The following is a 21,037-nucleotide window of genomic DNA, read 5'->3' on the forward strand; positions in this document are numbered from 1 at the left end:
GGGACAGGTCCGGCTCAGCGCGGCGGCGCACTCGTGTTGCCGCGGTGGAACACCGCTTCGAAGCAGACAGCCACTGCCTCCTCCTCAGCGAGGAGCGCCACCGCGGCCCGGCCCGCCGCGCGCCCCTTCTCGACCGCGGGCTGCGCCATCGTCGTCAGGTCGTACTCGGCGGCGAGGCCCGGCACCTGCACCCCGTCGAAGCCGACCACCGAGAGATCCCCCGGCACGCGCAGCCCTCGCTCCTCCGCGGCCAGGATCACACCCGCCGCGAGCAGGTCGCTCTGTGCCACGACGGCCGTCGGCGGCTGGGCGACGTCGAGCAGCGCCCGGCCCGCCACGACTCCCTCCTCGACCGTGCTCGCCGCGGCGGCCACCACCTGCACATCGGGGTACACGTCCTGCACGCCAAGGAGGCGGTCGACCGGAGTGACGCTCGGGCTCGAGCGCCACTCGGCCGGGATCGGCCCGCGCCGGCGATCCTTCGCGAACGGAAGCGACACCGCGGCGACGCGCTCGTGCCCCAGCTCGCGCAGGTGTTCGGCCAGGGTGCGGCTCGCCTCGCGATTGTCGAGCGAGATCACTGCGCCGCCGAGCGCCGACACGCCCTCGACCACTACCACCGGCACTCCTCGACGGCGCAGCACGGCAATGGAGTCATCGACCGAGGGGCTGCACCCGATCAGAATCATCGCGTCGACCGGCGCGGTCGCGAGCAGCCCGGCTCCGTCCTCCGTCTCGGTGAGCAGCAGGATGCCCGCGTCGATCCCGCCGAGCACATCCGCGATGCCGTCGAGCATGGCGATCTTGATCGGATCGCGGAAGGCGTGCAGCAGCCGCTCATCGACCACCACTCCGACAATCCCGGAGCGTCCGCGGCGGAGTGAGCGCGCCCGCGGGTCGGGCCCTGCGTACTCGAGCTCGGCCGCCGCGCGAAGTACCCGCTCCTTCGTCGACTCCGAGACCGGTCCGGCGCCGCTGAACACGAGCGAGGCGGTCGAGGGCGAGACTTTGGCCAGGCTGGCGACGCGGGCGAGTGTCGGACGGGGGCTCTTGCGGGGTTCCACGTTCCTCCTCGTCGGGGCTCTCGGTTGACCGTCCCCGGGGTTCCGGATAGCTTAGACCGGCTCGCTTCGAATCGATTCGACCACGCTCCTCGATCCGCCGCCGCCGCCCGGATCCCGCCCGTACCAGGAGAACCGGCATGACCTCGACCTCCGCGCTCACGCACCCGCAGCTCATCGCCTGGCGCAACGCCGTCTTCACGATCTTCGTCCTCAGCGGAATCTCGATCGCCACCTGGGTCTCGCGGACTCCGGCCATCCGCGACGAACTCCGGCTCTCCACCTCCGACGTCGGCCTGCTGATCCTCTCGATGTCGATCGGCGCGATCGTCGGCCTCGGCCTCTCGACGCCGATCATGGGCGCGGTCGGACCCCGGCGCGGGATGGTGCTCGGCCTCACCGTGTCAGCGGCCGGCCTGACCGTGCTCGGCATCGGAGCCGACGTGGTGGGCATCCTCCCGGTCGCCTTCACCGGCATGGCGATGCTCGGCTTCGGCAACGGCGCCGTGGACGTGATGATGAACGTCGAGGGTGCGGCCAACGAAGCGGCCTTCGGCAAGACCCTGCTCCCGCTCTTCCACGCCTTCTTCAGCCTGGGGACCGTCGCGGGCGCGCTCCTCGGCGCGGGTGCTTCCGCTCTCCACGTGAGCGTGGCGGCGCACCTCGGTGCGATCGCCGTGGTCATGGCCGTGACCGCGCTCGTCGCGATCCGCTTCGTTCCCGCCCGGAGGGAGCTTGACACCGTCGGCGCGGTGAGGCCGCCGGTTCGTCAGCGCATAGCCGCCTCCCTCGGCGTGTGGCGCGACGGTCGACTCGTCCTGATCGGCCTGATCATGCTCGGCATGGCCTTCGCGGAGGGCTCGGCGAACGACTGGCTGACCCTCGCGATGGTCGACGGGCACGGCGCCGACAAGACGACCGCCGCCGTGGTCTTCGGCGTCTTCGTGGCGGCGATGACCGTCGGCCGCGTCATTGGCGGCCCCGTGCTCGACCGCTTCGGGCGCGTGCCAGTGCTGCGCGCGTCCGCCCTGCTCGCCGTCGTCGGCATCCTGCTGTTCATCCTCGGCCCGGTCGACGCTCTCGTCATCGTCGGAGCGATCGCCTGGGGGCTGGGCTGCTCGCTCGGCTTCCCCGTGGGGATGTCGGCCGCGGCGGAGGGGCCGCACTCGGCCGCCCGCGTCAGCGCGGTCGCCATGCTCGGCTACGTGGCGTTCCTCGTCGGACCGCCGTCGATCGGCTTCCTGGGTCAGCACTTCGGCCTGCTCAACGCGCTGTTCCTGGTGCTCGCACTCGTCGCCGCCGCCGGGCTGGCCTCGCCTGCTGCCCGCAGTTAACTCCGAAGGACCGGGGTGCGATTCGCAGGACTTTCGCGCGTGAGATCGATCTCCTCCGCCCGGGCGAGATGGCGGGGGCCGAATCCCCTGCGAATCGCACATTCCCAGGGCCGCACGGAGGACGTCTATCCTCGACGGGTGCGTCTCGTCATCGCGCGCTGCTCCGTCGACTACACCGGCCGTCTCAGCGCCCACCTCCCGCTCGCCACCCGACTCCTGCTGGTCAAGGCCGACGGGAGCGTCCTCATCCACTCCGACGGCGGCTCCTATAAGCCGCTGAACTGGATGAGCCCGCCCTGCACCCTGATCACCGGCGAACCCGACGACGAGGCCCGGGCGAGCGGAGTCACGCAGCAGTGGACCGTCGCGCATCGCAAGACCGGGGACGCCCTCGTCGTCTCGATCCACGAGGTCCTGCACGATTCGGCCCACGAACTCGGCGTCGATCCAGGACTCGTGAAAGACGGAGTCGAGGCGCATCTGCAACGGCTCCTCGCAGAGCAGATCGACCTTCTCGGTGAGGGCCACACTCTCGTCCGACGCGAGTACATGACGGCGATCGGACCCGTCGACATCCTCGCTCGGGATTCCCGCGGAGCGGCTGTCGCCGTCGAGATCAAGCGCCGCGGCGAGATCGACGGAGTGGAGCAGCTGACTCGCTATCTCGAGTTGATGAATCGCGATCCGCATCTCGCACCGGTCAGGGGAGTCTTCGCGGCACAGGAGATCAAGCCGCAAGCGCGCACTCTCGCCGAGGACCGGGGTATCCGCTGTGTCGTCCTCGATTACGAGACGATGCGCGGGATCGACGATTCGCACACCCGCCTGTTCTGAGTGGGAACGGGCCTGAGTCAGTACCGGCCGGAGTCGGCACCAGCCAGAATCGGCGCGAGCCAGAGTCCACACGAGCCAGAGTCCACACGAGCCAGAGTCCACACGAGCCAGAGTCCACACAAGCCGGAATCGGCACGGGCGGTTCGGTCACGAGGAAAGCCCCCGGGGATCACTCCTCGGGGGCCCTCCTCGTCTCGGGAGCGAACCCGATGCGAGATTACTTGTTGGCTGCCTGGTACGCGGCCTGGACCTCGGCGGGGATGCGTCCGCGGTCGGAGACCTGGTAACCGTTCGCGTTCGCCCACTCGCGGATCGCCTTGAGCTGCTTGGGGTCGCTCTTGGGCGCGGGGCCCGTCGTACCGGCGGCGCCAGAACGTGCACCAAGACGACGGCCGTTGGAGACGAACTTCTCGAGGGCCGAGTGCAACTCGGTGATGTTCTTAGGACCGAGATCGATCTCGTAGTTCGTGCCCTCGATACCGAAGCGGACGGTGCCGCCGTCACCGGATTCGATAGGGGTTCCGTCGATATCGTCGACAAGAGTGATCTTCTGTGCCACTTCTCCTCCTGGAGTGCTCGGGGCCGACCTGTAGTAGTGCGTGCCGGAGGAAACATTACCCCCTCCGAGAAGATGATGTGGGATGCATGGCGCTTTTCGGTCCATTCACGCGCCACGGTCGAGGAAATGTCCAGGATAAAAGAGGCTAATCGGGTGCGGCCACGACTTCACCCCAGCCACCGATTAGTCGACACAGTGTCCTGATAGAAGGCTCAGACTGCCGCTCGGAGTCGGGGAGGATTCCGAACGAAGGACGAATGTTCGTTAGCGTGGAGTCATGGCTCGACGAGGCGGACCCCCTGCACGACTGGCGCATCCCGGCTCTTACCGTAATACTCCGGCAAGAGAGGCACTTGAGGCATTGGTGGCTTCACCGACCACTGCCGCCGTCGATCTCCTCCTCACCACATGCCTCGAAGGCTCGCTCGTGGTCGACGTGACCGGCTCGCAACCGGGCAGAATCCCGCACGTGCGCACCGTCGCGACGACCACCGGCGAACAGGTTCTGCCGCTGTTCACCTCCACCGACGAAGTCCGCACCGCAGTCCCCCGTGCGCAGCACCCGCGAGTGCAGATGCTCGTCCTCCCGGGCCGCGAGGCGTTCGCCCTCATCGACACCGCCGACTTCGTCGCCGTGCAGCTCGACCCCGGATCGCTCGCGCAGGTCGTGGCCCGCTCCTTCGTTGAAAGGGCCCTCGACACCGAACGGCCGTAGAGTGTGCTCCCCGGCGGGACAGCGCCGGCATCACCGTGTCCCCCGAGGTCAGGAGCCCGTCATGTCCGATACGACCCTCGCCGCTACCAGCGTCGACGAGCGCGCCGGGACCTGGTCCTGCATCCTCTTCGACCTCGACGGCACGATCACCGACTCCGCCCCCGGCATCACCGGCACTCTCGTCGACACTTTCGTCGAGCTCGGCCGCCCCGTGCCCGCTCCGGCCGAGCTGCTGGCCTACGTCGGTCCGCCGCTGCTCGAGGCGTTCCGCGCACTCGGCGGGATGAGCGTCGACGAGGCGCAGGCCGCCCTGGCGGTCTACCGCCGCCGCTACAACGCCGGCGGCCTGTTCGACTCCTCTGTCTATCCGGGGCTGCCTGGCGTTCTCGCACGCATCGCCCAGGCGGGCATCCCGCTCTCGCTCGCGACATCGAAGCCGGAGTCGGCCGCCACGCGGATCCTCGAGCACTACGGGCTCGCTCAGTACTTCACGGTGATCTGCGGTGCCTCCGAAGACGAGGTGCGCAGCGCGAAAGCGGACGTGATCGAGGAGGCGCTGCGTCGGCTCCGCGCCCTCGGCGTCGACCTCTCTGCGCCCGTCATGGTGGGTGATCGCGAGCACGACGTGCAGGGCGCCGCGGCGCACCGGGTGCCCACGATCATGGTCGAGTGGGGCTACGGTTCACCGCTCGAGGCGGTCGGCACGATCGCGAGAGTGACCGGCGCCGACGAGCTGGCGAATCTCCTGCTTCCCTGACCTGCGTACGATGAACGCATGACTGGTCTGGGCGTCGTCCTCTCGTTCGTGCTGTTCCTCGGCGGGATCCTCGTTCTCGGCAACTCGTTCCTGCTGCCCGACATCGCCGGCTTCCTCTTCTTCGGCGGCATCGTGATGATCTCCGGATCGCTCGCGGTCGCCTTCCACGTGCTGCCGAAATCGCAGTAGCCCGCGGGCGAACTACCCCAGGGTGCTCGCGTCGAGGTTCACGACCGAGCCGATGTAGACGGCCTCGCCCGCTCCGGCGACCTTCGGGTTCATCCGCAGCAACTGCTGCACCGGAATGGTGAAGCGCTGGGCGATGTCGAAGAAGGTGTCGCCCTGCACCACCGTGTAGCTCAGGATCTCGCCCGCGCCGTTGCGCGTGGGCTCACCGGTCGCTCCGGGGACCGCGCCGATGTCGGTCGCGGTGGCCGTCTCGGGGATGTTCGGAGTCGGGTTCGGCGTGAAGGTGACGGTCGCCTCCGGAGCCGGAGCGTAGACGGTCGCGGTCGACTGCGGAAGCGGCGCGGTCACGGTCGGGCCAGGGCTTGCGTGAGTCGGTGTCGGTGTAGCGGTCGCGAAGACGGTCACCGTGACGGTGGGGGCCGGTGCGGGCGCCGTACAGCCGGTCAGGATGATCGCGACGATCAGTGCCGTAGCTTCGAGAGCCGTTTTCCGCATGTTGCCGCCTCCCGCGCGCCGGTGGCGCTCGCTCCACCCTAGGAGACGCGGGGGCTCGGCACGCCGCGGGGTCAGGCTGATCGGCGTCAGAACGGTGGTTCGGGGAGCAGACGCAGCCCGCCGCCACTGTTCGCCGCATCCATCAGCAGCTCCACCCAGCCGGGATTGATCGTCGGCTGACGGCTGCCGGAGAAGTGGAACTGGAGCGCGATGTTCGGGTTCATCCAGAAGGAATGCCGCCCGCGGGCGCCCTCGGGCATCGAGTCGAGGGTGAGGCTAAAGCGCTCGTCGCGGCGGAACTTGGCGTAGACCACTATCTGAAGGTGGGCCAGGGTCCGATCCTCGATCTCGATGACGGCAGGCGGAGTGCCGTAAAGGAATTGACCCATTTGGTCAGACTAGAGGCCCTGACGATAGTCACTAGGCCATCTAACTAATTACCTCTAGGGGCTTTCGCGGGGGCAGCGCCGACCGTATGGTGCTCGTCTTCCACGTCCATCTCGTCAACGGCGGCACTCATTCGGCGAAGAAAGTTCACGACGACCTCAGCCTCAGCTGCATCAAGGCCCTCGGCAATCTCTAGCATCCGGCGATGCATCTCCTGCAGCGTCGCGCGGACTTGTTGGTCGCTATCAGCGGTCGCCTCGACGACAATCCCGCGGCGATCCGTGGGGTGCGGCTTACGAAGGAGGTGACCGCTGCGGACCAGCCGGTCGATCAGCACCGTGGTCGACGCGGACGAAATCGAGAGGTGACTGGCCAAATCCTTGCCGGTAACGAGGACACCGCTGCGCTGCTGACGGAGGAGGTACTGCACCGCGACGAGATCGGTCTCGCCCATCGCCATCCGCTCGCGCGTGCGGCGCCGCATCGACATCTCGGACGTGCGGTAGGCGCGCATGGCGCTCAGCACCTCGACGGCGCGGCGGGTCGATGACTCGTCGGGATACCAGTACCCCGCGCCGCTGCGGAGGCTCGTGTCACTCATTTGCCCATCCTAGACCGGCTGATTACGTGACCTTCTAGCAAGGGGGGCCCGCCTACGCTGGAGCCGTGACCGCCACTCTCGTCGCCAAAGACCTCTCCGGAGGCTACGCGCACCGCACCCTGTTCGACCACCTCGACCTGACGGTCGCCCCCGGGGATGTGGTCGGCGTCGTCGGAGCGAACGGAGCCGGCAAGTCCACCCTCCTGCGCATCCTCGCCGGTGAGACTCCTCCGCTCGAGGGCAGCGTGGTGCTCGCCCCCGGCGACGCCTTCGTCGGGTGGCTGCCGCAGGAACACGAGCGCCGCGAGGGCGAGACCGTCGCCGGGTACATCGCCCGCCGCACCGGCTGCGCCGAGGCTTCCGTCGAACTCGACGCCGCCGCCTCCGCCCTCGCCGACCCCGACCCGGACGGCTCGGTCGCCGACCGCTACGCCCTCGCCCTCGACCGCTGGCTGGCCAGCGGAGCGGCCGACCTCGACGAGCGAGTGCCGGTGGTGCTGGCGGAGTTGGGCCTCGCGCTCGGCACCGCGGTCTCCTCCTCCTCGATGACGTCGCTCTCGGGCGGGCAAGCAGCACGCGTCGGGCTCGCCGCCCTGCTGCTCTCGCGCTATGACATCGTGCTGCTCGACGAGCCGACGAACGATCTCGACCTCGACGGGCTGGAGCGCCTCGAAGCCTTCGTTCGCGGACTTCGCGGTGGGGCAGTCCTGGTCAGCCATGACCGCGAGTTTCTCGCCCGCAGCGTCACCCGGGTGCTCGAACTCGACCTCGCCCAGGGCACCAACCGGGTCTACGGAGGCGGCTATGACGCGTTCCTGGAGGAGCGCGAGACCGCGCGCCGCCAGCGTCGCGAGAAGTACGAGGACTTCGCGGAGCAGAAGGCAGACCTGGTCTCGCGCGCCCGGACCCAGCGCGAGTGGTCGAGCCAGGGCGTCCGCAACGCGATGAAGAAAGCGCCGGACAACGACAAGATCCGGCGCAAAGCCTCTGTCGAGTCGAGCGAGAAGCAGGCGCAGAAGGTGCGGCAGATGGAAAGCCGCATCGCACGCCTCGAGGAGGTGGAGGAGCCGCGCAAGGAGTGGCAGCTCGCCTTCACGATCGGCAGTGCACCGCGCTCGAGCTCGGTGGTCTCGACGCTCAATGGCGCGGTGGCCCGGCGCGGCACGTTCACGCTCGGGCCGGTATCGCTCCAGGTCGACGCGGGCGATCGGATCGGCATCACCGGGCCCAACGGCGCAGGCAAGTCGACGCTCCTCTCGCTGCTGTTGGGCCGCTCCGAGCCGGAGGAGGGCACGGCGTCACTCGGCGCGAGCGTCGCGATCGGCGAGATCGACCAGGCGCGGGCGATGCTCGCCTCCGAGGTGCCGCTCGCCGACGCGTTCGAGGCGCTGGTGCCCGAGTGGCCGACCGCCGAGGTCCGCACGCTGCTGGCGAAGTTCGGGCTGAAGTCCGACCACGTCAACCGCCGCGTCAGCGAACTCTCGCCGGGCGAGCGGACCCGTGCGGCACTCGCCCTGCTTCAGGCGCGCGGCACGAACCTCCTGGTGCTCGACGAGCCGACGAACCACCTCGATCTCGCCGCGATCGAGCAGCTTGAGGAGGCGCTCGAGGCCTACGAGGGCACCCTGCTACTGGTCACTCATGACCGCCGCATGCTCGAGACCGTGCAGCTGACCCGCCAGTGGCGTGTCTCAGGGGGCGTGGTCAGGGAGGCGTAGCCGCCCCTCCTACCGGTGCGAGGCTCTCGGGCGGAGGGTGCACCCGGCCGGGGCGGCTTCGCAACCCCGCGCGATGGCAGTCGCGGCGGCGGAGACTGGCCTGGGCCCGCCGCTCGACGGGCTCTCATCGACGGAAGGAACGGCTCCCATGGTGGATCTCGGAGGACTCGCCGACAAGGCGAAGAACGCGGCAAACAGCGACAAGGGCGAGGAGCTGACCGATAAGGGGCTCGACAAGGCCGGGGACGCCGCCGACTCGGCAACCGGCGGGAAGTTCTCCGGGCAGGTCGATAAGGCCCAGGAGGCCGGCGACCAGCACGTCGGCAACGACTGACACTTCCGCCAGCCGGTAGACACCGCCCGGACGGCCCGCTCTCGCGGAGGTGCCGCTTCCTGCGCGGCACCTCCGCGAGAGCGGGCCGTCTCGGCGCTAGGCGAGTGCGCCGAGCAGCGCCCGCACGACGGCCATCGAGCGGTCGGCGGCATCGTCCACGTGCGCCTCAAACTCACCGGGCGCGCAGAGGTCCGAGATGCCGCGGACGGAGACGAACGCGAGCCCGTGCACGTGCGCCGTCTGGGCCAGCGCCACCGACTCCATGTCGGTCGCCAGTGCGCCGGGGAAGTCGCTCCGGACCCGCTCGACGTGCTCGCCCGAGACGAAGGTGTCGCCGGAGACGATGAGGCCCCGCCGCACCGCGATCGCTGAGCCGTCCGGCATCATCGGCGAAAGTTCCGCGGCGAGCGCCGCCGCGTGGCCGGAGTAGCGCGCGGGCATTCCCGGCACCTGGCCGAGCGCGTATCCGAAGGCGCGCGCGTCGGCGTCGGTCTGCACGTACTCGGCGCCGATCACTACGTCGCCCACGCGCACGTCGGCACCCAGTCCGCCGGCCGTCCCCGCGCTGACCACGAGGGGCCGGTCGCCGCCCTCATGCAGGATCGCGGCGGTGAGTCCCCCAGCGGCGTTGACCAGGCCAATCCCGGTGCGCACGAGCAGCACCGGGCGGGAGTCGACCTCAAGCTCCCACTGCAGCGCGTTGCCGACGGCGCGCGGCTCGGAGGCGCGGACCGCCGCTGCGAGGAATGGCGCCGCCTCCTCGTCCATCGCCACCAGGACGATCGCCGCACTCACGCCGTAACCGTCTCCCACTCGGAGCGGTGCGCGAGGAACGTGCGCGCTGCCTCCTGCGCCCCTTCGAGCGAGTGGTGGGCGCCCCAGCCGCACTGGGTTTCGTTGGCCGCCGGGACCTCGTCGGCCTCCGTGATGTCCTGCAGCGTGGCTTCGACCAGTCCCAGGACCTCGGAGAGCTCCGGTTCGCCGGAGAGGATCAGGTAGAAGCCGGTCTGGCAGCCCATCGGCGAGAAGTCCACGACGCGGTCGGAGTGGTTGCGAGACTTCTCGGCGAACAGGTGCTCGAGCGAGTGCACGGTCGGCATCTCGAGGTGGGCGCGGTTGGGCTGGGTGAAGCGCACGTCGTACTTGACGAGGTGATCGCCTCCGGGCAGCGTCTTCGCGTCGGCGAGGCGCACGTAGGGCGCGGCGACGGTGCGGTGATCGAGGTTGAACGATTCGACGTTCATGCGCGGCTGATCCACGGTGGTCTCCTTCGCTGGGGTGCCTCTATTCTCGTCCGCCCGGCGGAGCAGACCCCGGCGGGCCCGCTACTTCTTCTCGGGCGCCGCTCCGGGGTGCGACGGCGGCACGTAGATGCCCGAGCGTCCCGGCGGCGGAGTGGCCGGGGCGGGGTGGCCGTAGGCGGGCGGGTAGCCGCGGGCCATCGATCCGTACATCACGGGAGTCTTGTCGGTCATGGTTCCTCCTCCTCAGCACGCGGGGCGGCCTTCTCGATCCACTCGACGACGGACTGATCGGGCACCGAGAGCCACACTCCACGGGTGCCGTCAATTCTGGCACCGAAGGACCCGTTAGGAAGAACCTCGAACTGCTCCTGGATGTAGATGTCGCGAGATCGGGGGTAGGTGGACGCGAAACTGGCCACCGAGATCCAGCCACCGACTCGTCGCCCGTCCGGCAGTTGCACGCGCACCCAGGTGTCCCTCATCCTCGGTGCCACCTTGTCCCACGCCGTCGGCACGCTTTCGTACGCCGTCGAGCGTCCCGCCGGCACCCGCACCCAGCGGAGCCCGCGCACCCGCAGCACCTGCCACGGCGGCCGCCACCACCGCAGCCGAACGTGCAGGGCCGTCCCCAGCGCCGCCGGCACCAGCACGCCGAGCACCAGGATGCACCGGCCCACGGCCGCGGGCTCACGCACGAGCGCGGCACGCGGATCCGCAGCGAAGCGCATCAGTTCGTCGCCCGCCACGACGAGGTAGGCCGCATCGAGCGCGATGCTCACCAGGACAGCCTCGAACAGCCGAGCCGAGACGCTGTGGTCGGTCCAGCGGAACCCGCCCGCCCAGACCCGAACCGAGGCGTAGAGAACCCCGGGCACGACCAGCGCCACGAGCGCCACCACGCCGAGCACACTGTCCGGAACGACCACCGCCACCACCTCCTCCGCTCGCTGTGTCGAGCGTGCCGTACCCGTCGGCATCACTGGGGAGCCGACCGCCGATCTGTGGAGAACCGCTCGCTGTACGGCCTGGGGAGGGAAGCGGTTACTTTCCGGAAATCGAAGCGGGACGTGCCGAATTGACTACCGCAGCCGCGTCGAAGAAGGACGATATTGTGTCGTTCCGCCGGCCGTTCGCGCCTTTTCGCCCGACCTGCACCCGCCGCTCTCCGCAGAACGGCAGGCAGACGGGGCAGATCAGTCACCCTTTATACCGCGGGAGTCGCTGCGCTGAGCCAGCAGAGAAAATTCGCCAGCACCAGTCGAGAGACCGTGCACACGCGTACACCTGTGGCACCTCTCCGAGCCACTGACCCTCGGTCGGGAGTGTTGATCATTCTCACCCAAAGGGACATTATGAGATCAACGACGACACTATCGAAGCATCAACTATCTGAAGCAACAGGGGGACATCATTGCGGCCACGCAATCACTCGACATTCATCGCCATCAATACAGCAATACTCGCAGTCGTCAGCTGAGGCCTGGCCTCGCCGGCGGAGGCTGCATCAGGACCCAGGGGTAGAGTCATCACGTGCAAACTCGCCGTGCATGACCCTCACAATTCGGGACACGTGAAAGGAACGATCAATGCCAACGGATGGGCGCACCGATACAACGACACGTCTGCCTCGTCCAACGCTGCAAGGCCATGCAAGAACGGCACCTATTGGGGCGTCGGTTCGAGCCTTCCTCGCCGACAGCACTGACACCTCGGCGCTGACGACGCGGTGATTGTTGACGTCAACGCAGTCGAGACCAGGGAATGAAGCATGATCAACGCTGCTACGAGCGCGGCCGATGCAGCGTGGGTCACCGACGGAACAACTCCCCCCTCAGTTCTCGATAGGCGGGATGGTTCCGGTGAGCTTTCCTGCCTACGCACGAGTATTTCACAGCGTCTATCCCGACACCTGGGCATCCGTTGCCGAGGAAGCGGGCGTTGTTCTTACTCCCACGACGCAGTGGGAGGACATCAAGGTCTCGCTCACCGGTGAACCCACTCTGCACACCCCTCGAAAAGGGACGCTTCAGGCAGTTGAATTAAGCAGATTGACTACCATTCTCCACACTCACACACGTACCGCGGAGGACTGTTGGTTCGGCGTTTGGGAGGGGTGGGGAGACATATCACCACCTCCTACTTCCGCGGTGATCAGATGGTTGTTAAGGGATCTTTTTCTTCTGCGAGGATCCGTCTTTGACGCGCCTTTCGCCAGTGCTCGGGGGGCGACGATCTGGTGGCCTTCTGACCGGTCATGGTTCGTGGCAACCGAGGTCGACTTCGACAGCACAATCGTTGCGGGAAGTAGTGAAGCTATCGCTGCGATACTCTCGAGTGAGTTGTGCGCAGGAGAAATCGAAGCACGGGATGAGCTGACTGTGAATCTAATCCAGGAGGCGCCCTCGTGAGGGACGCGGTCACTCCCGCGAGATCACCGCCCTTACTCCCCCGGCACGAACCGGTAGCCCATGCCGGCCTCGGTGAGCAGAGAGCGCGGGTGCGCGGGGTCCGGCTCGAGCTTCTTGCGCAACTGCGCGATGTACAGGCGGAGATACCCCGTGTCAGTCACGTGCGCGGGGCCCCAGATCTCGGCCAGTAGGGAACGTCGGGTGACCAGCTTGCCCGCATTGCGGATCAGGATCTCGAGCACCTGCCACTCCGTCGGGGTGAGCCGCACCGAGGCGCCGTCGCGCGTCGCGCTCTTCGCCACCAGGTCGATCGTCACCTCGCCGATCACGACAAGCGGCTCGCCGTCGGCCGGCTGCACGCGGCGCGACAGAGCCCGGATGCGCGCCAACACCTCGTCCATCGAGAACGGCTTCGTCACGTAGTCGTCCGCTCCCGCGTCGAGCGCCCCCACCTTGTCGGCGGCTCCCGTGCGCCCCGAGACCACGAGAATCGGCGCGCTCGTCCAGCCGCGCAGCCCGTGGATCACCTCGACCCCGTCGAGCCGTGGCATGCCGAGGTCGATCATGTACAGGTCCGGATGCTCGTCCACTGCGCGGTTGATCGCCTCCGTGCCGTCGCCCGCCGTCACCACGTCGTACCCGCGGGCGGTGAGGGTAATGCGCAGGGCGCGCAGGATCTGGGGGTCGTCGTCGGCGATCAAGATCTTCATGCGGCTCCTCCGGAGTCTTCGTGCGGAGCGACGCCCGCGTCGTCGTCGTGCGCAGCGGCGTCGGCTCCCTGCGGCGCCAGCGGCAGCGTCACCACCATCGTGAGCCCACCCCCTGGAGTGTCCTCCGTCTCGAGCGTGCCGCCCATCCCCTCCGTGAAGCCCTTCGAGAGCGCGAGCCCTAACCCCAACCCGGTGAGGTTGTCGTCGTCGCCGAGCCGCTGGAACGGCACGAAAATCTCGGCCCGGCGCTCGGCCGGCACCCCCGGTCCGTGGTCGACGATCCGGAGCTGCGCGGTCCCGCCGAAGGTGCTCGCGGCGACCCGGACGCGCGTCCCCTCCGGCGCAAATCGACTCGCGTTGGCGAGCAAATTGACCACGACCCGCTGCAACAGCACGGCGTCCGCGAGCAGCGCCGGGCCCTCCGGATCAAGGTCGAGGTCGACTTCTCCGGGTCCGAGCCCAAGCTCATCGAGGGCGGGGAGCACCACGTCGGCAGCGTCCAGCGGAGCCAGGGCCACGGCGAGCGCCCCCGCCTCCAGCCGCGTCACGTCGAGCAGATCGGTGACGAGCGCGGCGAGCACGGTCAGGCTTTCGTCCGCGGTCGCGAGCAGCTCCTCCCGGTCGCGCTCACTCCAGACCACGTCGGGCGCGCGGAGTCCGCTCACTGCGGCGGTCGCGGCGGCGAGCGGGCGTCGCAGATCGTGGCTGACCGCCGAGAGCAGGGCGCTGCGCACCCGGTCGGTCTCGGCGAGCGGAGCCAGCGAGCTGGCCGTCTCGCTGAGCGCCGCGTTCTCGAGTACCGAGTCGAGCTGCGCCGCGACCACCTGCACTAGCCGCCGCTCGCTCCCCTCCAGCTCGCGACCGTGCAGCTCCAGCACAGCACCCTCGCCCACGGCGATCCGCGCGGGATCACCGTCAGGCCGGGGTTCACCGTCGGAGGCGACGACCTCGCCGTCGCGCAGCAGCCGCACTCCGATCAGCCCGAACGCCTCCCGCGCGCGCTCGAGGATCGCCTGGAGCGCCCCCTGCCCGCGGATCACCCCGCCCGCGATCGTTGCGAGCAGCTCCGACTCCGCCCCGGAGCGCTTCGCCGCGCGTGCCCGACGCGCCGCACGGTCCACCACAGCGCTCACCAGCGCAGCGTTGAGCACGTACAGCACGAGCGCCAGAGCGTGCAGCGGTTCGTCGACGGTGATCCTGTAGAGCGGATTGACGAAGAAGAAGTCGAGCGTCAGCCCCGAGAGCACCGCCGCAAAGAGGGCGGGCCAGATGCCACCGACCAGCGCGACCAGCACCACGAGCAGCTGGTAGGAAAGCACGTCGCTGGTGATCGACTCCTCGCTGCGCAGGCTCAAGAGCAGCCAGGTCACCAGCGGGCCGCCGGTCAGCGCGAGCGCCATGCCCAGGATGCGGCGCCGCCACGTCAGCGCCCCGTCGAGCCTCGGCAGCACGGCCGTTCGCCCGGCGGCTGAGTGGCTGACGATGTGCACGTCAATGTTTCCGGACTCGCGGATCACCGTCGCCGCAGTCCCCGGAGTTAGCGCCGACGCGAGCCGACTGCGGCGACTGACTCCGATCACGAGCTGCGTCGCGTTCACCGAGCGAGCGAACTCGACCAGCGTGCGCGGCACGTCCTCGCCGACCACCTGGTGATAGCTGCCGCCGAGCTTCTCGACCAGCGCACGCTGAGCTTCGAGCACGTGCGGCCGCGGCGCGCGCAGCCCGTCGGGGGTCACCACGTGCACGGCGACCAGGTCACCTCCGGAGGCGCGCGCCGCAATCCGAGCGCCTCGCCGCAGTAGTGTCTCGCCCTCCGGCCCGCCGGTGAGGGTGACGACCACTCGCTCGCGCGCCTCCCAGGTGCTGTCGATGCCGTGCTCGATGCGGTAGTCGCGCAGGGCGCTGTCGACCTCGTCGGCGAGCCAGAGCAGGGCGAGTTCGCGCAGGGCGGTGAGATTGCCGAGGCGGAAGTAGTTGGACAGCGCCGCGTCGATCCGCTCGGGCGGGTAGACGCGGCCGTCGGCGAGGCGGTCGCGCAGGGCCTGGGGGGCGAGATCAACCACTTCGATCTGATCGGCGGCGCGCAGCACTGCATCCGGGATCGTCTCGCGCTGCGGCGCTCCGGTGATGGCATGCACGACATCGTTCAGCGAGTCGATGTGCTGGATGTTGACGGTGGAGAAGACGGTGATGCCGGCGTCGAGGAGGGTCCGCACGTCCTCCCAGCGCTTCTCATGCCGCGAGCCGGGGGCGTTGGTGTGCGCGAGCTCGTCGACCAAAGCAACGTCGGGACGGCGGGCGAGGACCGCGTCGAGGTCCATCTCGTCGAGCTGCACACCGCGGTGCTCGACGGCGCGGCGCGGCACGACCTCGAGGCCCTCGACCATCGCGGCGGTCGCGGAGCGGCCGTGTGTCTCGACCACGGCGACCACGACGTCGCGGCCCTCGGCGGCGAGCCGACGGCCCTCCTCGAGCATCGTGTACGTCTTGCCCACTCCCGGCGCAGCTCCGAGGAGCACACGCAGACGGCCTGTGCTCATGCCCCACCCCTCACCTTCCGCTCGCAGGCTCGGCGCCGGCTCGCTGAATCCGACGTGTCTGAGGAGCAGAACGCGAGTCTACGAGCCGGGGGCACCGCCGGACGCGCCGCCGGGCGGGTCACAGCCGCGCCAGCGCCACGTTCAGCTCGAGCACGTCCACGCTCGGCTCGCCGAGGAAGCCAAGCGCCCGCCCCTCGGTCCGCGCCTCGACCAGCGTGCGGACCGCGTCCTCGTCGAGCCCGCGGGCCGCGGCGACACGGGGCACCTGCAGCAGCGCGTAGGCCGGGCTGATGGCGGGGTCGAGCCCCGACCCGGAGGCGGTCAGCGCGTCGGCCGGCACCTCTGCCGGATCGACGCCCTCGAACGCCGCGATCGACGCGCGCCGCTCCTGGATCGACGCGACGAGATCGGCGTTCTCGGGCCCGAGGTTACTGCCGGTCGAGGCCCCCGCGTCATACCCCGCGGCGGAGGGGCGCGACTGGAACCACTGCGGCAGCGGCGCCCCGTCGGCGTCGGTGAACGACTGGCCGATCAGCGACGAGCCCACAACCTCACCACCCTGAACAAGGAGCGACCCGCCCGCCTGCGCCGGAAAAGCGAGCTGTCCCGCTCCCCACACGGCGGCCGGATACGCCACCCCCAACACCGCGGTGAACACAACCATCGCGCGCACCGCGACCCCATACGGACGAACTCTCAACATAATCTGAACTCTCTTTCTCACATGGTGCTGGGGCGGGTTAGAAGCCGGGGAGGGGGGCGACGAGCAGGTCGACGAGCTTGATGCCGACGAACGGGGCGATCACGCCGCCGAGGCCGTAGATCAGCAGGTTGCGGCTGAGGATGCGCGAGGCGGCGACCGGGCGGTAGGCGACTCCGCGCAGGGCGAGCGGGATGAGCACGACGATCACCAGCGCGTTGAACACAATCGCCGAGAGGATCGCCGAGGCCGGCGAGTGCAGCTGCATCACGTTCAGCACGGCGAGCCCGGGGAAGACCCCCGCGAACATCGCCGGGATGATCGCGAAGTATTTCGCCACGTCATTCGCGATCGAGAACGTGGTGAGCGCCCCGCGGGTGATCAGCAACTGCTTCCCGATCCGCACGATGTCGATGAGCTTGGTCGGGTCGGAGTCGAGGTCGACCATGTTCCCGGCCTCCTTCGCCGCCGAGGTGCCCGTATTCATCGCCACGCCCACGTCGGCCTGCGCGAGGGCAGGCGCGTCGTTCGTCCCGTCGCCGGTCATCGCGACCAGCGCGCCGCCCTCCTGCTCGCGCCGGATCAGCGCGAGCTTGTCCTCGGGCGTCGCCTCGGCGAGGTAGTCGTCGACTCCCGCCTCCGCCGCGATCGCGCGGGCCGTGAGCGGGTTGTCGCCCGTGATCATCACGGTGCGAATGCCCATTGCCCGCAGCTCAGAGAAGCGCTCTGCAAGCCCGTCCTTCACCACATCCTTTAGATGCACGACACCCAGGAGGCGCGCTCCGGCGCGGTCCTTCACCGCGACCACGAGGGGTGTGCCTCCGCTCTCCGAGACGCCGTCGACCAGAACGGTGAGCCGCGCCGCGATCGTGGACGGCAGCGGCCCCTCCTCCTCCACCCAGGCGCGCACGGCCGAGCCGGCACCCTTGCGGATGGACGAGCCGTCCGGCAGGTCGAGCCCGCTCATCCGGGTCTGCGCAGTGAACGGTACGACGAGCGCCTGCGCGGGCTCGGCCGCTGGCCGGCCCTGGTCGCCCGCGAGATCCACGATCGATTTCCCCTCGGGCGTCGGATCGCTGAGCGAGGAGGCGGCGGCCGCGTCCACGAGGTCGGCGTCAACCGCGCCATCCAGCGGGAGGAACGCGACGGCCCGGCGGTTGCCGTAGGTGATCGTCCCCGTCTTATCGAGCAGGAGGGTCGTGACATCGCCCGCCGCCTCCACCGCACGCCCGGACATGGCGAGGACGTTGCGCTGCACCAGCCGGTCCATGCCGGCGATGCCGATGGCTGAGAGCAGCGCGCCAATGGTGGTCGGGATGAGGCAGACGAGCAGGGCGACCAGCACTGGCACGCTGACCGAGGCGCCCGCAGCGGACGCGATCGGGTTCAGCGTCAGCACGACCACCACGAACACGATCGACAGGCTCGCGAGAAGGATGTCCAGCGCAATCTCGTTGGGCGTCTTCTGCCGCGACGCGCCCTCGACCAGGCCGATCATCCGATCAACGAAAGTCTCGCCCGGGCGGGAGGTGATTCGCACCACGATCCGGTCCGACAGCACCCGGGTGCCGCCCGTGACCGCGCTGCGGTCGCCTCCGCTCTCGCGAACCACCGGGGCCGACTCGCCCGTGATCGCCGACTCGTCAATGGAGGCGATGCCCCAGACGATGTCACCGTCACCCGGCACCAGATCACCCGCCTCCGCCACGATCACGTCTCCCCGTTGCAGCTCGGCCGAAGAGACCTCGACCAGCCGCGCCGACAGCGCCGACGGATCGGCGGAGTCGTAGTCGGCCACGCGCCGCGCCGGAGTGCTGGTGCGGGTGGCGCGCAGGCTCTCGGCCTGCGCCTTGCCGCGGCCCTCGGCCACCGCCTCCGCGAGGTTCGCGAAGACCACCGTGAGCCACAGCCAGATCGCGATCCCCGCGGTGAAGGTGACCGGCACCGCCGAGCCGCCGGAACGCTCCGGGCCGCCGAGGAACGGCTCGGCGACCGCGAGCAGCGTCGTCAGCACGGCGCCAACCTCAACGAGAAACATCACGGGGTTGCGCCACATCAGGCGCGGATCGAGCTTGCGCAGCGCCCCGGGGAGCGCGGCGACGAGCTGGCGTGAACCCAGAGCGGCCGGTCGCGCCGGCGTCTCGGTGAGTGCAGTGGTCATCGGAGTCACAGTGGTCATCGGAGTCACAGTGTTCATCGGAGTCACAGTCCTTCCGCCAGGGGACCCAGCGCGAGTACGGGGAAGTAGGTGAGCGCGGTCACGACGACCGTCACGCCCACGAGGAGGCCGACGAACTGCGGCCGGTGGGTGGGCAATGTCCCGGCGCTGGAAGGCACCGGCGACTGCGCCGCGAGTGAGCCGGCCAGCGCGAGCACCAGGAGGATCGGCAGGAATCGCCCGAGCAGCATCGCGACGCCCAGCGCCGTATTCAGCCACGGCGTGTTCGCCGTCAGCCCCGCGAACGCCGAGCCGTTGTTGTTGGCCGCCGAGGTGAAGGCGTAGAGCACCTCCGAGAGCCCGTGCAGCCCGGGGTTCAGAATCGACGTGCTCTCCACGTCCGCGCGCACCGCGGGGATCGCGAAGCTCAGCGCGGTTCCCGCGAGCACGAGCGTCGGTGTCACCAGGATGTACAGGCTGGCGAGCTTGATCTCGCGTGGGCCGAGCTTCTTGCCCAGGTACTCGGGCGTGCGCCCCACGAGCAGCCCGCCGACGAACACGGCCAGCACCGCGAGCACGAGCATCCCGTAGAGGCCAGAGCCGACGCCACCCGGGGCGACCTCGCCGAGCATCATGTTCAGCATCGGGAGCATGCCGCCGAGCGCGGTGAAGGAGTCGTGCATCGCGTTGACGGCGCCGGTCGAGGTCAGCGTCGAGGCCGTCGCATAGAGGGCGGAGCCGGCGATGCCGAAGCGCGTCTCCTTGCCCTCCATCGCTGCTCCCGCCGCCTGTGCCGCGGAGCCGCCGCCCGCCGCTTCCACGGCGGTGAGCGCCCCGAGCGACACCACGAAGATCGTCGCCATCGCGGCGAGGATCGCGCTCCCCTGGCGCACGTCCCCGACCATCCGGCCGAAAGTGCGCGGCAGCGAGAACGGGATCGCCAGGATCAGCACGATCTGCAGCAACGACACCCAGGCTGACGGGTTCTCGAACGGATGCGCGGAGTTGGCGTTGAAGTAGCCGCCTCCGTTGGTGCCGAGCAGCTTGATCGCCTCCTGCGAGGCCACCATCCCGCCCGGGATGTTCTGCTCGCCGCCCGTGAGCGTGGTCACGGTCAGCGGGTCGTTGAGATTCTGGATCACGCCGCCCGCGACCATCACGATGGCGGCCAGGAGCGATATCGGCAGCAGGAGGCGGAGCGTGCCGCGCACGAGGTCGACCCAGAAGTTGCCGAGCGTGCCGGAGGAGCGCCGCGCGAATCCGCGGATCAGCGCCACCGCGACCGCGAGGCCCACGGCCGCCGAGACGAAGTTCTGCACGGCGAGCCCGCCCACCTGCACGGCAAAGCCGAGGGTCGCCTCGGGCGAGTATGACTGCCAGTTGGTGTTGGTGACAAACGAGACGGCCGTGTTGAACGCCAGCCCCTCCGGCACCGCGGGGAGCCCGAGCGAGCCGGGAAGGACGGCCTGAAGCCGCTGCATCCCGTAGAGCAGGAGCACGCCGACCAGCGAGAAGGCGAGCACGGCGCGGAAGTAGGCGCGCCAGCTCTGCTCGCCGGCCGGATCGACCCCGATCAGGCGGTAGAGGCCGCGCTCGAGCGCGAGATCTCTCGTCGAGGTGTAAACGCGGAACATGTACTCGCCCAGCGGGCGGTGCAGGAGCGCGACGGCCAGACCGACGGTCGCGACCTGGAGGACAGCGAGGAGCGGATCCATCAGAAGCGCTCCGGTCGGATCAGCGCGACGACGAGGTAGACGACCGCGGCGAGCGCCAGCACGACCGCGAGGGCGTCGAAGACGATCATCGGTCGACCCCCGAGCTGCGGGCCGGAGCGGGCGCACCGCCCAGCTTTTCGACCCCCTGGGCCGCGAGGCCGAGGAGCGAGAAGAGGGCGAGCACGCCGAGGAGGTAGGCGAGGTCGAGCACGGAGGACTCCATCCGGAAGAAACGGCACCCGGGGCCCGGGCACCTGCCGAGAAACGGCACGAGTCCCGATGCAACACCCGGCTCGGCCGCCGCACGGCCGTCCTCACGCTTCTCCTACGGCCCTGCGCCTCGTCCTCACGGTTCCCTCACGACGCGGCATCGCCGATCCCGTCGGAGAGCGTTCTCCCACTGCAACGGCGCGGATCGACGGCCGAAGGTCACAGTTCCGCATCGCCTGGACATATTGTCCAGTCGCGCTTTACACCCGCGAATCGAGAGAATATGTTCTCTCCGTGGACAAAGCCCCTCGGGGCTCTCCCGCCTCCCCGGGCGACGACACGATGGCGTGCTCCACCTGTGCATGCCT

Annotated in this window: 23 protein-coding genes; 7 read left to right on the forward strand and 16 right to left on the reverse strand. The window is 69.2% G+C overall.

Annotation, left to right across the window (positions count from 1 at the left end):
- Positions 1-14: 14 nt before the first annotated feature.
- The gene (locus tag HRF29_RS15345) at positions 15-1,064 is read right to left on the reverse strand and encodes a substrate-binding domain-containing protein (protein ID WP_173248180.1); all 1,050 of its coding nucleotides are present in this window, start codon (positions 1,062-1,064) and stop codon (positions 15-17) included.
- A 137-nt stretch (positions 1,065-1,201) separates the two neighbouring features.
- Here HRF29_RS15345 and HRF29_RS09525 point away from each other — a divergent pair, with 137 nt between their 5' ends.
- Entirely contained in the window at positions 1,202-2,395 is a 1,194-nt protein-coding gene (locus tag HRF29_RS09525) for an MFS transporter (RefSeq protein ID WP_173248182.1), read from the forward strand.
- A gap of 138 nt (positions 2,396-2,533) precedes the next feature.
- A complete protein-coding gene (gene nucS, locus HRF29_RS09530) occupies positions 2,534-3,229 on the forward strand; it encodes an endonuclease NucS (protein ID WP_173248185.1) in 696 nt (231 codons plus the stop codon).
- A 217-nt stretch (positions 3,230-3,446) separates the two neighbouring features.
- Here nucS and HRF29_RS09535 read toward each other — a convergent pair whose 3' ends face one another.
- Positions 3,447-3,788 (reverse strand): Lsr2 dimerization domain-containing protein, encoded by a 342-nt coding sequence (locus tag HRF29_RS09535; RefSeq protein WP_173248187.1) that lies wholly within the window; start codon positions 3,786-3,788, stop codon positions 3,447-3,449.
- A gap of 277 nt (positions 3,789-4,065) precedes the next feature.
- On the opposite strand from HRF29_RS09535, the gene HRF29_RS09540 reads away from it, so the two are divergent.
- The 3 genes from HRF29_RS09540 (at position 4,066) to HRF29_RS09550 (ending at position 5,449) form a co-directional block, all read left to right on the forward strand.
- The gene (locus HRF29_RS09540; RefSeq protein ID WP_173248189.1) at positions 4,066-4,503 is read left to right on the forward strand and encodes an SseB family protein; all 438 of its coding nucleotides are present in this window, start codon (positions 4,066-4,068) and stop codon (positions 4,501-4,503) included.
- Positions 4,504-4,564: 61 nt separating this feature from the next.
- Complete coding sequence (locus HRF29_RS09545; protein WP_173248191.1) at positions 4,565-5,260, forward strand: HAD hydrolase-like protein; 696 nt, start codon at positions 4,565-4,567, stop codon at positions 5,258-5,260.
- Between the two features lie 18 nt (positions 5,261-5,278).
- On the forward strand, positions 5,279-5,449 hold the full coding sequence (locus tag HRF29_RS09550) for a hypothetical protein (RefSeq protein WP_160487398.1): 171 nt from the start codon (positions 5,279-5,281) through the stop codon (positions 5,447-5,449).
- Positions 5,450-5,461: 12 nt separating this feature from the next.
- Here HRF29_RS09550 and HRF29_RS09555 read toward each other — a convergent pair whose 3' ends face one another.
- From HRF29_RS09555 to HRF29_RS09565, 3 genes are all read right to left on the reverse strand, one after another.
- Positions 5,462-5,944 (reverse strand): LysM peptidoglycan-binding domain-containing protein, encoded by a 483-nt coding sequence (locus HRF29_RS09555; RefSeq protein ID WP_173248193.1) that lies wholly within the window; start codon positions 5,942-5,944, stop codon positions 5,462-5,464.
- An 86-nt stretch (positions 5,945-6,030) separates the two neighbouring features.
- Positions 6,031-6,333, reverse strand: a complete 303-nt coding sequence (locus HRF29_RS09560) for a DUF7882 family protein (protein ID WP_173248195.1) — start codon at positions 6,331-6,333, stop codon at positions 6,031-6,033.
- A 44-nt stretch (positions 6,334-6,377) separates the two neighbouring features.
- Positions 6,378-6,932 (reverse strand): MarR family winged helix-turn-helix transcriptional regulator, encoded by a 555-nt coding sequence (locus HRF29_RS09565; RefSeq protein WP_173248197.1) that lies wholly within the window; start codon positions 6,930-6,932, stop codon positions 6,378-6,380.
- A gap of 65 nt (positions 6,933-6,997) precedes the next feature.
- Here HRF29_RS09565 and HRF29_RS09570 point away from each other — a divergent pair, with 65 nt between their 5' ends.
- Positions 6,998-8,650, forward strand: a complete 1,653-nt coding sequence (locus HRF29_RS09570) for an ATP-binding cassette domain-containing protein (protein WP_173248199.1) — start codon at positions 6,998-7,000, stop codon at positions 8,648-8,650.
- 148 nt (positions 8,651-8,798) lie between these two features.
- Entirely contained in the window at positions 8,799-8,984 is a 186-nt protein-coding gene (locus tag HRF29_RS09575) for an antitoxin (protein ID WP_173248201.1), read from the forward strand.
- A 96-nt stretch (positions 8,985-9,080) separates the two neighbouring features.
- On the opposite strand, the gene mtnN is transcribed toward HRF29_RS09575, so the two are convergent.
- The 11 genes from mtnN to HRF29_RS15175 all read right to left on the reverse strand — a co-directional run bounded on the left by mtnN (position 9,081) and on the right by HRF29_RS15175 (position 20,670).
- Positions 9,081-9,779 carry a 5'-methylthioadenosine/S-adenosylhomocysteine nucleosidase gene (mtnN, locus tag HRF29_RS09580; protein ID WP_343043709.1) on the reverse strand — a complete coding sequence of 233 codons (699 nt, stop codon included), beginning with the start codon at positions 9,777-9,779 and terminating at the stop codon, positions 9,081-9,083.
- The gene (locus tag HRF29_RS09585) at positions 9,776-10,228 is read right to left on the reverse strand and encodes an S-ribosylhomocysteine lyase (protein ID WP_173248681.1); all 453 of its coding nucleotides are present in this window, start codon (positions 10,226-10,228) and stop codon (positions 9,776-9,778) included. Before HRF29_RS09585 ends, mtnN begins: the two co-directional genes overlap by 4 nt.
- 81 nt (positions 10,229-10,309) lie before the next feature.
- Positions 10,310-10,459, reverse strand: a complete 150-nt coding sequence (locus tag HRF29_RS09590) for a hypothetical protein (RefSeq protein ID WP_173248203.1) — start codon at positions 10,457-10,459, stop codon at positions 10,310-10,312.
- Positions 10,456-11,205, reverse strand: coding sequence for a DUF6338 family protein (locus HRF29_RS09595; RefSeq protein WP_222929635.1), 750 nt, complete (start codon positions 11,203-11,205; stop codon positions 10,456-10,458). Before HRF29_RS09595 ends, HRF29_RS09590 begins: the two co-directional genes overlap by 4 nt.
- Before the next feature lie 1,463 nt (positions 11,206-12,668).
- Entirely contained in the window at positions 12,669-13,346 is a 678-nt protein-coding gene (locus HRF29_RS09600; RefSeq protein ID WP_173248207.1) for a response regulator, read from the reverse strand.
- A complete protein-coding gene (locus tag HRF29_RS09605; RefSeq protein ID WP_173248209.1) occupies positions 13,343-15,886 on the reverse strand; it encodes a sensor histidine kinase in 2,544 nt (847 codons plus the stop codon). Before HRF29_RS09605 ends, HRF29_RS09600 begins: the two co-directional genes overlap by 4 nt.
- 118 nt (positions 15,887-16,004) lie before the next feature.
- Complete coding sequence (gene kdpC / locus HRF29_RS09610) at positions 16,005-16,589, reverse strand: potassium-transporting ATPase subunit KdpC (RefSeq protein ID WP_173248211.1); 585 nt, start codon at positions 16,587-16,589, stop codon at positions 16,005-16,007.
- Between the two features lie 37 nt (positions 16,590-16,626).
- Positions 16,627-18,747: a potassium-transporting ATPase subunit KdpB gene (kdpB, locus tag HRF29_RS09615; protein ID WP_246226927.1), complete on the reverse strand. Its 2,121-nt coding sequence runs from the start codon at positions 18,745-18,747 to the stop codon at positions 16,627-16,629.
- A 41-nt stretch (positions 18,748-18,788) separates the two neighbouring features.
- Positions 18,789-20,459: a potassium-transporting ATPase subunit KdpA gene (gene kdpA / locus HRF29_RS09620; protein ID WP_173248215.1), complete on the reverse strand. Its 1,671-nt coding sequence runs from the start codon at positions 20,457-20,459 to the stop codon at positions 18,789-18,791.
- Entirely contained in the window at positions 20,459-20,548 is a 90-nt protein-coding gene (gene kdpF, locus HRF29_RS09625) for a K(+)-transporting ATPase subunit F (protein ID WP_173248217.1), read from the reverse strand. The genes kdpA and kdpF overlap by 1 nt, the downstream gene beginning before the upstream one ends.
- Positions 20,545-20,670 carry a hypothetical protein gene (locus HRF29_RS15175; protein WP_281357311.1) on the reverse strand — a complete coding sequence of 42 codons (126 nt, stop codon included), beginning with the start codon at positions 20,668-20,670 and terminating at the stop codon, positions 20,545-20,547. Before HRF29_RS15175 ends, kdpF begins: the two co-directional genes overlap by 4 nt.
- Positions 20,671-21,037 lie beyond the last annotated feature (367 nt).

The organism is Rathayibacter agropyri (assembly GCF_013249015.1).
Taxonomy (GTDB): Bacteria; Actinomycetota; Actinomycetes; order Actinomycetales; family Microbacteriaceae; genus Rathayibacter; species Rathayibacter agropyri.